At 46.4% G+C, this 11,595-nt stretch carries 9 protein-coding genes; 2 read left to right on the top strand and 7 right to left on the bottom strand.

Annotation, left to right across the window (positions count from 1 at the left end; translation table 11 throughout):
- The 3 genes from ACYVTD_RS06715 to ACYVTD_RS06705 all read right to left on the bottom strand — a co-directional run.
- Positions 1-555 (bottom strand): glyceraldehyde 3-phosphate dehydrogenase NAD-binding domain-containing protein (locus ACYVTD_RS06715; protein ID WP_461247008.1); only part of this gene is annotated, 555 nt, incomplete at its 3' end.
- Positions 556-660: 105 nt separating this feature from the next.
- Positions 661-3,144, bottom strand: a complete 2,484-nt coding sequence (locus tag ACYVTD_RS06710; RefSeq protein ID WP_461247007.1) for a methyl-accepting chemotaxis protein — start codon at positions 3,142-3,144, stop codon at positions 661-663.
- A gap of 63 nt (positions 3,145-3,207) precedes the next feature.
- Positions 3,208-3,870 carry an MBL fold metallo-hydrolase gene (locus tag ACYVTD_RS06705; protein WP_461247006.1) on the bottom strand — a complete coding sequence of 221 codons (663 nt, stop codon included), beginning with the start codon at positions 3,868-3,870 and terminating at the stop codon, positions 3,208-3,210.
- A gap of 110 nt (positions 3,871-3,980) precedes the next feature.
- Here ACYVTD_RS06705 and ACYVTD_RS06700 point away from each other — a divergent pair, with 110 nt between their 5' ends.
- On the top strand, positions 3,981-5,024 hold the full coding sequence (locus ACYVTD_RS06700; protein ID WP_461247005.1) for a hypothetical protein: 1,044 nt from the start codon (positions 3,981-3,983) through the stop codon (positions 5,022-5,024).
- Between the two features lie 11 nt (positions 5,025-5,035).
- On the opposite strand, the gene ACYVTD_RS06695 is transcribed toward ACYVTD_RS06700, so the two are convergent.
- The 4 genes from ACYVTD_RS06695 to ACYVTD_RS06680 are packed head-to-tail and all read right to left on the bottom strand — an operon-like array spanning position 5,036 to position 10,574.
- Positions 5,036-7,801, bottom strand: coding sequence for a hybrid sensor histidine kinase/response regulator (locus tag ACYVTD_RS06695; RefSeq protein WP_461247004.1), 2,766 nt, complete (start codon positions 7,799-7,801; stop codon positions 5,036-5,038).
- Positions 7,802-7,824: 23 nt separating this feature from the next.
- Positions 7,825-9,051, bottom strand: coding sequence for a response regulator (locus ACYVTD_RS06690; RefSeq protein WP_461247003.1), 1,227 nt, complete (start codon positions 9,049-9,051; stop codon positions 7,825-7,827).
- Between the two features lie 2 nt (positions 9,052-9,053).
- Positions 9,054-9,596, bottom strand: a complete 543-nt coding sequence (locus ACYVTD_RS06685; RefSeq protein ID WP_461247002.1) for a DbpA RNA binding domain-containing protein — start codon at positions 9,594-9,596, stop codon at positions 9,054-9,056.
- A gap of 12 nt (positions 9,597-9,608) precedes the next feature.
- Positions 9,609-10,574, bottom strand: coding sequence for a glycoside hydrolase family 43 protein (locus ACYVTD_RS06680; RefSeq protein WP_461247001.1), 966 nt, complete (start codon positions 10,572-10,574; stop codon positions 9,609-9,611).
- Between the two features lie 76 nt (positions 10,575-10,650).
- Between ACYVTD_RS06680 and ACYVTD_RS06675 the strand changes: the two genes are divergently transcribed.
- A partial coding sequence (locus ACYVTD_RS06675; RefSeq protein ID WP_461247000.1) for a class I tRNA ligase family protein occupies positions 10,651-11,595 on the top strand: 945 nt, incomplete at its 3' end.

The raw sequence follows: 11,595 nt of genomic DNA, 5'->3' as shown, positions 1-11,595 counted from the left end.
GCCGGTTTCAATCCCAAAGCCCTCTTTAAGAATTACATGAACTACGGGAGCCAGACAGTTGGTCGTACAGCTCGCGTTGGACAGAACATGGTGCTTTGCCGGATCGTATTCATTCTCGTTAACGCCCATGACGATGGTTTTAACCGGCTTGGATTCGTCTTTCGATTTGCCAGGAGCGGAGATAATGACCTTTTTCGCGCCCGCGGCGATGTGGCCGTAAGCTTTCTCGTCGGTATAAATACCCGTGGATTCCACTATATAATCAATTCCCAGATCCTTCCAAGGGAACTGATCCGGCGTCTTGCCCTTGCCGGACAGACATTTGATCTTGTGGCCGTTGACCACAAGCACGTCGTCGCCGTCGGTGCCGATGTCGGCATCCATCTGACCCTGCGTTGAGTCGTACTTTAACTGATAGGCAAAGTATTTCGCGTCGGTGGAAAGATCGACCACCGCCACTACGTCAATTTTGTCTTTTCCAAGTAATCCCTGGCCTACCAAGGCCTGGAATACGAGGCGTCCGATACGCCCAAAACCATTAATAGCAATTTTCATTAAAATCCTCCTAAGAACTCAATTTATCAAATATTATACAAAAACATAATAATTGTCAATATTAGTAAATAGGAGGTTTGGAGCAAAAAGTGGGTCATTTTGACCCTATTTGACCAGCTTTTTCACCCTTGCCGTCAATTCTTCTTTTTTAACAGGTTTTATGATATAGTCAGCCGCGCCCATTTCCTGCGCTTTGGCTTTGTCTTTCGGGTCTTCCGACGCCGAGTATACGGCTATCGGGACGCCGTGCAATTTGGATAAATCCCGTATTCTTATGAAGGTGTCCCATCCGTCCATTTCACCCATGTTTAAGTCCAATAGCGCCAAATTTGGGGTATACCCTTGGAAAAACAGTTTTAAGGCTTCTTTGCCTGAATTGACCGTAGTAACGTCATAAACCTCTTCCAACATGGTTTTTGTCATGGTTAAAACGGTCGCCTCATCGTCTATTACGATAATTTTTTTCTTTTCTCCCGCCGAATCGACCTTGAATTTAGAAGATTCCGATTTTAATTCCTCGAAATTTTTAGTGTTTTCACTGCTCATTTCGTCTACTTTGGTTACGGCGACTTTTATCTCCTGCATCGCCCCGTTTATTATTTCGTTCATGGCGCCTACGACTTTGTTGCTTATATCTATAAATTCATCCGTTTGTTTCGTCAGGTGGTTGCCCGATTCCAACATTCTTTCCGAGCCTTCCCTTACCGTTACGCTCGTCTCTTTTAAGTGCAGCATGGAATTAAGTATCTGCTTGCCGCCGGTTTCCTGTTCTTCCATCGCGCTGCGGATGTTTTGCTCATGCTGGGATACGGTCTTTACCTCGTTGTCGATAACCTCAAAACGGGATAAGACTTCGTTGGAAGACGCCATTATGCTTTCTATGGATTTTTTTATGTTTTTTAACATGGAAGAAGTCGTCTTTGACTGCTTGCTTGACGATTCGGCGAGTTTTCGGATCTCGTCGGCGACTACGGCGAAGCCCTTGCCGGTTTCTCCCGCGTGAGCCGCCTCAATCGCCGCGTTCATGGAAAGCAGGTTTGTCTGGCTCGCGATACCGTTTATTACGGCGTTTATTTCCATAAGCCCTTCGGACTCATGGGCAATTTCCTTTATCTTCTCCGCCACATCCTGAAGCCCGGCTTTTCCGCTCTCCGATTCTTCAGTAAGGTTTTCCACGTTCTTGCTGTTTTCGATCAATGTTTTGTTTACGGAATTAATATTCGCCGTCATCTGCTCAATCGCGGAAGACGACGTGTTGATGCTCGCGGCTTGCGCTTCTATCAGGGTATTCAGGCTGTTAATGTTTTCTTGAATGTCTTTAGCGGCGGTACGCGCTTCCGACGCGCTTTTGTCCTGCTTTACCGACATGCTCTTTATGCCGTCGAAATTTTCAGAAATCGCGTCAACCGCCTTGGAAGTTTTTGCCATATTCGAGGTAAGCTCGTAACTCGTGCTGGTAAGCGCTTTGATCTTGTATTTAATCGTGGCTACAAGGTTCTTGATCTGATCCATCATATAATTAAAGTCATGCGCCAGAACGCCAATTTCGTCCAGGTGTTTAAATTCCGCCCTGCGGGTAAGATCCCAGTCTTCCGCTATTTTGTCCAAGGTGTTTACTATGCTATTCATGGGTTTTAGCAGGCTTGTTATAAACACATAAGAAATTACAAGGATAACCGCGATGGCCGCCATCATCAAAAGGAAGAGTATCGTCATGCCGCTACGTAAAGCGTCCGTCATTTTAAGGGGAAGAATGGCGGCGATATGCCAGTTAAGGGACGGCACTCCCGTAATGGTCGCCACGCCTTCCGGCACGGTAAAATATTGGCTTTCGGCGTTCTTTGCTTTTTCAAGAAGCTTCTTGCCCGTGTCTCCAATCGCCTTATCCAGCGTCGTTTTATTTGTTACAAGGTTTACGTCTTTACTGCCGGTTATTTCCCCCAAGTCGTTAAACAGGTATAACGTCGCCGCGCCCTTGTAATTTTGGTATATGCTGTTAATAAAAACGGTAAGGTCTATGCCCGTCCCCAAAAGGCCTATTGGCTTTTTATTTGAATCAAATACGGGCGCGTTTATAAACAGCAAAGTCTGTTTAAGTTCCGCGTTGTAGTTTATGTTAAAATTGTATTTTTCAGTTTGGTACAGGGTCATTTTGTACCAATAGTTGTCGGGATTTTCGGCGTCAAGCGGGAAATGGTTATCTTCGGCGAAGTAAAATTCCTTGTCGATATCGCTGCACCAGAAGACCGACTGGCTCTTGAACGACCGCCTGTATCCGTCTATTTCCTCAAAGGCTATTTTTTTAAGATCCCTGTCCCTGGGGTTCAGAAAATGGCGCTGTATCAGGGGGGAAGTCGCCATTTTAAGGGCGATGGCGATTTCGCTGTTGACCGACGTTTCAAGTTTCGCCCGTTCAAGTTCCATCGCCTGCTCAAGTTCCATCCCCGCCGAAGTATGGAGAATCTGCCACATTGAAAAAACAAACGCGGTGCTTCCGCCTATGAAAATAGCCAAAAAAAGGGCGACGGAGAAAAATATAAACCTGGTTTTTATGGATGTTCTTTTTTCCTGATCCTGCGTTTCTTTCATCTATATATTAAACACCCGTTCTTTGATTATGTCAATATATAAGAGGATTTAGTTAAAAGTCTGTTAAATTAGCGTCGCCGTTTGTTCTCTTTCCAGCCCTATCGTGGTTATTTCCCCATGTCCCGGGTAAACTATGATGTTTTCGTCCATTTCAAAAAGACGGCGCAGGCTCGCAAAGAGAGCGGTTTCGCTGCCGCCGGGAAGATCCGTTCTGCCGTAGGCGAAGTTAAAAAGGGTGTCGCCGGAAAAAAGAACGCCTTCTTCCCTGTCCCAGAACGCGATACTGCCGGGCGAATGGCCGGGAAGATGAAGAACCGTAAAGGGGCCGATGACGGAACCTTCTTCAAGCAGGATGTCGGCGGGCGGCAAATCGCGCCAAAATGAGTCGATAAAGGAAGTTGAGCCCATAGCGGCTTTAACGCTTACGGCGTGGACTTTGTACGCGTCGGGCCCCAAAGAGGAGGCGTCCAGGCGGTGAATGGCTATTTTAGGACGAACATGGCCTAACTTTTCGATTAAGTCCGGTATGGCGCAGATATGGTCAAAATGCCCGTGGGTGAGTAAAATATAAGCGGGGACGAGGTTTAGTTTTTTAAGAGCGGAAATAATTTTATCCGCTTCGTCTCCGGGATCGATGATTGCGGCTTCCTTGTCGTTTATCGGGTAAATCCAGCAATTTGTTTCGATTGCGCCCACTACCACGTTGGTTACTTTTTTTTCAGGCATAGGAGGATATTAGCACGAAGGTTTCTTTTTTTCTACTCATTTTCCTTATTGTCGCTTTTTGGTACGGCATTGTCCCGCTTGCGGGGGCGGTTTTCAGCCGCTACAGTTGGATGATTTTCAGAAGACGCTTTAACGATCTTAGGCTTAACCTCCTCCTGAATTACCCGCTGTACCGCCGTCTAAAAAATTCAGGCGGCGTTTTCCGTTTTACCGGAGAAATTGATTCCATAACGGACGGGCATACCCTTTGGGTGAAAGGCAAAGACCTTACGATTCCCGTTTCATTAAAAAAAACCAAATGCTGGCTTTTACCCGCCCATGACGAAGACGAAACGCAGGAGCCGCCCGAGAAAGTGCGCTGGAACAGCGTTTCCACTCTTTCCGAGGGCATAAAAGTTTTTATCGGCGGCCAGCTGCAAATGCATGACAACAGGATGAGTTTTGTTTCTACAAAAGAAACGCCCCTTACCGTCATTTTTTACAACTGCCCCGATTCCTCGCTTACGGAAGAATTAATCCGTTGCGCCAGAACACAAAACGAATACTGGAACGGCATAACCCCCGTATCAATCGTAATAGGCGCGCTGTCGCTCTTTTCCGTCGCCGCCTATTTTCTTAACAGGCCCGCCTACCGCCTTACGACCATTACGGCTCTTGTCGCGGTTTTTCTCCCAATCCTTCCCATGTTCCCGCCGGGCCTTCTTTTAACGCTTCTTTACAACCGCATAACATGGTACGCGAGGAAACTAAGGTCGTACTGGGATCTTGTGCGGCTTCCCATGCGTTATCTGAAAGAAGACGAAGAAAACACCGTCATTGGCAGTACGGGGGAAAGATACGGTTTTGTTAAAATTAACTCGCCCAAGGACGCGGCGGAAAATACGCCGTTTATCGTCAGCGAGTATGACGATGAAGAAAACCCGCAATGGCACCTTTTCGGCGTATCAACCGAGAATAATTCTTTGCCGGAACCTTCTTCAATCGACCCTTTCGTAACTTTCGGCCTTCTCCACGGCTTTCCGACGCGGCTCGCGTCCCGTTACGCGGCAAGGGCGTATTCTATGGAAGTACTCGCGTGGCTTCTGCTTTTTATCGGGATTAGCGTAAATGTCGTATTTATATTTTTTATACTGTCGCTGTTAAGGATTATTTAAACACACAACCGTTAATTCCGCAGTTTTTTTATCAGTTCTACGGCGTCGTTAAAATTAAAATCCTTAAACGCTTTGGCGATACTTTCCAAAAGATCGTTGTTCCGCTCGCCGAAATCATAGGTAAGCAAATTGTTTATAACGGCAAGACCCGCGTCGCCGTCAAAGTCGGAGGCGGCTTCAAGTACTTTTTCAATTTTCTCTTTTAAGTAGGCTTTATCACCGTTCTTTTTCTTGGTCTTTGTCCCGGCGTTTTTCGGGAAAATGGCCGACAGTTCCTCGTGCAGTTTTACAAGCTTGTTTCTGAAAGACGGAAACCTTTCCACGCAGAAACCGAAGTCGTTGTCTTTTGCGGAGGTTTCCAGCCTTAACGCCGATTCGGAGAGACTCATCGCCCCTATGGTGGACAGCGCGGATTTCATGGCGTGTACGGAAATTGAAAACCCGTTTATATCTCCGTAATTTATCATGTTGTACATGGAGTCGCATTCGGGTATGAGTTTTTGATAGAAAAGCTCAAGCGTTTCCTTGTACATGTTTTCCATGCCGGAAACGCGGCTTAAACCCACTTCGACATTTATGTCGTCTATTTTAGCCAGAGCCTGCAGGAATTCGCTCGTCCCTTCCTCTTTTACGTCTTCCTTAGCCGTTTCGTTTGTTATTACTATTTTCTCAAGCGGCAGCCATTCTTTCAGTATTCTATACATTTCATGAATATCAATCGGTTTCGAGATAAAGCCGTCGAACCCGTTCGATAAAAACATTTCCCTGGCGCCCTGAACGGCGTTCGCGGTAAGCGCGATTATCGGCAGTTTTTTATACTTGTCGCCGAGTTTTCTTATTATTCCGGTTGCCTCAACGCCGTCCATTTCCGGCATCATGTGGTCCATAAACACGATGTCATAATCGTTCTTTTGAACAAGATCGATGGCTTCCTTTCCGGAAAAAGCCGTTTGCACGTTAATTTTAAAAAGTCCTATAAGCCCTTCGGCTACCCTGATGTTAAATTCATTGTCGTCCACGACAAGAACTTTGGCGTCGGGAGCGGACAGGGACTGTCCTTCAGGCAGGCCTTTGTTTGTTTTTACCTCTTCCTTTTTGCCCAAAACAATCGGAATTATGACGAGGAAAATACTTCCCTGCTCATATTCGCTGTCTACGGTTATTTTTCCGCCCATCATTTCCACGAAAGTCTTGCAGATTGAAAGTCCCAGCCCCGTTCCGACCACGTTGCGGTTCTTTTCCGTATCGATCCTTTGGAAAGTGTTAAACAGCTTGGGCATGTCTTCTTTACGGATTCCGATGCCGGAGTCCTTAATCTCGAACATAATCTTGTTGGCGGTGGCTGTAACTTTGAATTTTACGTATCCCCTTTCGGTGTATTTTACTGCGTTACTGCAAATGTTGGTTAGCACCTGTTTCAGTCTTACGTCGTCGCCGAAAAGGTAGCGCGGCACTTTTCCTTCGGTTTCATATTTGAATTCAAGCCCTTTCTTCTGCGTAACAAAGCTGAACATGGAAAAAATATTGTCTAAAAGCATGTGAAAATCGTAGTTAATCGGGCTTAACTCGAATTTGCCAGCCTCGATTTTTGACATGTCCAATATGTCGTTGATAATCGCAAGGAGGGACCTTGCCGACACTTTAATATCGTTGACAAAGCCCATCTGCCGCTTGTTAAGGGGCTCGTAATTTAAAAGGTCGGTCATGCCTATAATGGCGTTCATGGGCGTGCGTATTTCGTGGCTCATGTTGGCGAGGAAGGTAGATTTTTGCTTGTTCTCCATGTCCGATTTGTTTCTCGCCGCGTCGACGCGGATTAAAACCAAAATAAGCACCGCCGCCATCACAGTTCCTAGGCCAATAAGGATTAAAAACATATAGGTTATGCTTTTATAGTAAGGGCCTTTAGGCGTCACAATGCCTAAAATCCAGCCGTTGGGAAGAAACTTGAAAGAAGCAAGCCCTCGTTCGCCCTTGTACGTTACAAGCGGTCGCTCCGTAACTTCTATTCCGGTGCTTAATTCATCAGCAAAGATTGAAAAGGGAATTTCCGAACTGCGCGCGCTTTCTCCGACAAACGCCTCGTTCGGATGGGCTAGAACGATTAAATCGCGGCTTATAAGCATTCCGTACGCGCCCTGGACAAGAACGGTATTAACAATGTATTTTCTGATATTGTCGATTTTTACCCTAATGGCTACGACGCCAAGGCGTTTTCCGGCGTCGTCATAAATGCAGTACGAATATATAAATACGATATCTTCATAAACATCGTCATGGTACATCAGCGTTTCGGTTATTTTGCCGCCAGCGTTTATCGCGTCCTTATACCATTGGCGTTCCGACGGGTCATAATTTAACGGTCTTGCGCCCAATATGCTTTCTATAAAAACGTGCCCCCCGGGAAGCGTTTCAAAATATCCCATAAAACCGTTAAAATTAAGGTAGCTTTGCTTGTCGCCGGACAGGTAATTTGACATGTCGTTGTAATAATCCCGCAATTTGTCCGCGTTCGCGCCTTTTATAATCATATCCCGCACCGAGGACGAAAAACCCTGCAGGGTTACCTGGGGTTCCAAAATGTCCGCCATTATTTGCGATTTTAACGAGGTAAAAATATTTTCCGTGTTTTGTTTTAAGTACCTGTCTACGATGTTTCTGGTAAAGATGGAACTTAATACGACCATTAACAAAAATGAAAAAACCGTAAATGTTATCTGCACATACAACGGGCGCTTCGGCGTAATTTTTTTTACAAAGGAACCAATCGCAGACATAATTACCGCCTAAATATGCTAACCTATCTTAAATACTTGCGTATTTTATCCAGCAGGACGTCCTTGTTGATCGGCTTGATTATAAAATCCGCAGCGCCCGATTTTACCGCTTTCGCAAGATATTCTTTTTTGGCGTTTCCCGTAAGGAAAATAATGGGCGCCTTATGACCGTTCTCCTTGATTTTTGTGGCGAGTTCGTATCCGTCCATTCCTGGCATTTCTATGTCCAAAAGGAACATGTCAGGCTCGTGCTTTTCAAGGTACTTAAGCGCGTCCCTGCCCGACGACACGCAGGTTAAATTGAACCTTGAATCCTGAAGGATTTTTTTAAGAATCGTAAGGAAAAACGCGGTATCGTCGACCGCCAGTATCTTGTACGCTTTAAGCGGCCCGTTCTGGGCGTCTTTATCCGCGGGAGACGTGTCTATTTTTTGCTCCGCCATTTGAATGTCGATTGACAGCATGGACAGGCTGGATAAAAAGTAGCGCATATAGGCTTCTATTTTTTCATGCGAAGTGGTTCCAATCGTACTAATCTGCTTTCCGCAATCCTGCGCCATTTCGTCCGCGTGTATTTTTTCCAAGATTTCCTTAACTTCCGTAAGCTGTTTCGCCAAAAGATCGTTGTCTTTTAATTTTAACGCGTCGTTTATTTTATCCTCTTGGGCTGGATAGTTTTCGGTAAACTCGTCTAGCGCCTCCAAATAACCGTCAAACTCGCCTTCATCCATTTGCTCGATTTTCTCTGAATTTATATCCGAAATTTCAAGCAGGCGTTCCAGTATCTTGGTACCGTCTTTTTTGCCTTTCGCGCCGCCTGCGTCGCCCGCGTCTTTCACCGCATTTTGCGACGCTTGCGCCGTTTGCGCCTCGTCAGATGACTTGCCAGACTGCGCCTTTTGAATTTCGGCGGATAACATGGACAAGGTTGAAAGGAAATAGCGCAAATAGGCTTCTATTTTTTCGTGTTTTTCCACGCCGATTTTGCCGATTTGTTTTGTGATATCCTGCGCCATTTCGTCCGCGTAAATTTTCACGAGCATTTCACGGACGGTGGAAAGGTTCTTTTTCAAAGCTTCGTTATTTTTGGTAACAAGGGCGTCCTTGAGCTTTTTCTCAAGACCCGGAAGGTTATCTGAAAACGAGTCCAGCAACTGTACAAAATTGTTCAGTTTGCCCTCGTCCATTTGTTCTATTTTTCCCGCAAGCTGCAATTCGGAAATTTCAAGCAATTTTTCTTTGTTAATCATTTTTAATTCTCCTCACTATTGCCGGTATCGGCGATTTTTGGTTTGGCGTAATTTACGGTCAGCGTCCTGCCTTTGAATTTAAGGCCGTTCAACGCTTCGATAATTTCACTCGCCCTCGTGTCCCTTACCTGCACAAAAGAATAATTATCCAATATTTTGATGACGCCAATGTCTTCCCTTGGAACCGTAGTTTTGGAACAGATAAAAATTATTACCTCCCTTGGAAAAAGATGGCGGTTTTTCCCGATGCTGAAAAAAAGCCTCGTCGATTCTTCTTCGCTAAGGTTAACCTCAACGTCAGACGGACTTGGACTTGGGGTTTCTTTTACAAAAGGTTTTTTTTCGGTAACGCTTCTTATATTCGGAAATTCTTTTTTATCGTAATACATTAAAAGCCACGCCGAAATCCATGAGCGCCTGAAAAGGCTTACTTCCTTTTTAAACAGTTTGCGGTATTCTCCCAAAAGCTCAAGATCGGCGTCGTTAAGCGCTTTCTCCAGAATAACTTTAAGATTTTTACTCGCTTTTTCATTGTCCAGCTTCATATTTTTCCTGTCTTAGGCCGTGCCTTCTATGGTTTTAATAGTACCGTCATGATTGTACGCCAGCTCGGTAACTTTAAGGCTTCGCAGCCATGTTTTGCCGCCCGACGGGACGCTGTCATGGTGGAAGAGATACCACTTTCCCTTGTACTCCGCTATTGCGTGATGCGTCGTCCAGCCTACTACGGGGGTAAGTATCACCCCCTGATACGTGAAAGGCCCGTAAGGGCTTGAGCCTATGGCGTAACACAAAAAATGCGTGTCGCCCGTAGAATAGGAAAAATAGTATTTGCCGTTGTACTTGTGCATCCACGAAGCTTCAAAAAAACGGCGCAGGTTGTCGCCCTGCGTAAGGGGCTTCCCGTCTTTGTCTAGGATGACCACCGGGCTTGGCTCTTCGGCGAACTGGAGCATGTCGGCGCTCAATTTTACGACGCGCGCCGTAAGGGCGGGTTCGCCGTCATCGGGTATTACGGCGGATTCAAGGGCCTTGTTGTCGCGGTAACGCTGGAGCTGTCCGCCCCATAACCCGCCGAAGTACATATAGTAATCGCCGTTTTCCTCGAATACGCATGGGTCTATGCTATAGCTTCCGCGAATCGGGTCGCCCTGCGGAATAAAGGGGCCTTCCGGCTTGTCAGCCACGGCTACCCCGATGCGGAAAATGTCGTTCTTGTCCTTTAAGGGGAAATACAGGTAATATTTGCCTTTTTTATGGGCGACATCGCTGTCCCAAAGCTGTCTGCCCGCCCAGGGGATGTCCTTTATGTCCAAAATCACGCCGTGATCCGTCACTTTGCCTTTCTCGACGTCGTCAAGGGAAAAGACATGGTAGTCTTTCATGTCGAAATGATCGCCGTTGTCGTTCTCGGCGATGTCGCTTTCCCTGTCGTGGGAAGGGTAAATATAGAGCTTGCCGTTAAAGACATGAACGGCAGGATCAGCCATATAATCGTCTGGAACCAAATATCTCGCTTGCATATTAATAAAATAACAGAAAATCCAAATTTCCGCAAGTGTTGAATTGTTTTAATTAAAAAAGTATATTGGAAATGGCATGAAATCTATTGAACTTGAAAAATCTTACGACCCCAAAACCTTTGAAGACCGCATATACGCTTTGTGGAAGGAAAACGGCGCTTTTGAGCCTGAGAGCGGGAAAAAAGGCGAAGGTTATTTTACCATTGTAATCCCACCGCCCAATGTTACGGGCGTCCTGCACCTTGGGCACGGCCTTAATAACAGCCTTCAGGACATAATAGTCCGTTTCCACCGCATGAGGGGGGCGTCCACGCTTTGGGTTCCCGGCACGGACCACGCCGGTATCGCCACCCAGAACGTGGTAGAGCGAAAACTAAAAGATAGAGGGACAAGCAGACGAGAGCTTGGGCGCGAAAAATTCCTAGAAGAGACGTGGAAGGTAAAAAACGAACACCACGCCATTATCACGAAACAGCTTGAAAAAATAGGGGCGAGCGTGGACTGGAAACGCGAGCGTTTTACGATGGACGAAGGGCTTTCCAAAGCGGTGCGCGAGGTTTTTGTCACACTTTACGAACGTAATCTTTTATACAAGGGAAACTACCTTGTAAACTGGTGCACGTCCTGCGGAACCGCCCTCGCCGACGACGAAGTCGAGCATGAGGACACAAACGGCAAAATGTACCATATCCGCTATTTTTTCTCGGACGACAAGGAAAAATATATCGAGATAGCCACTACGCGCCCTGAAACCTTGTTAGGCGACACCGCCGTAGCCGTCCACCCCGAAGACGAGCGCTTTACCGCGCTCAAAGGCAAGACCCTGCGCCTGCCATTAACCGAAAGGGACATCCCGCTTATATTTGACGCTTATGTCGAACGTGGCTTCGGGACGGGGGCGTTAAAGGTAACTCCCGCCCACGATCCCAACGACTGGGAACTGGCAAAGAGGCACAACCTCGCCGTGATTAACATCCTTAACCCGGACGGCACGTTAAACAATGAAACGCCTGAAAAATAC

The organism is Treponema sp. R6D11 (assembly GCF_054786075.1).
The sequence above is the reverse complement of the archived record's forward strand: the minus strand, read 5'-3'. Positions and strand labels throughout refer to the sequence as shown.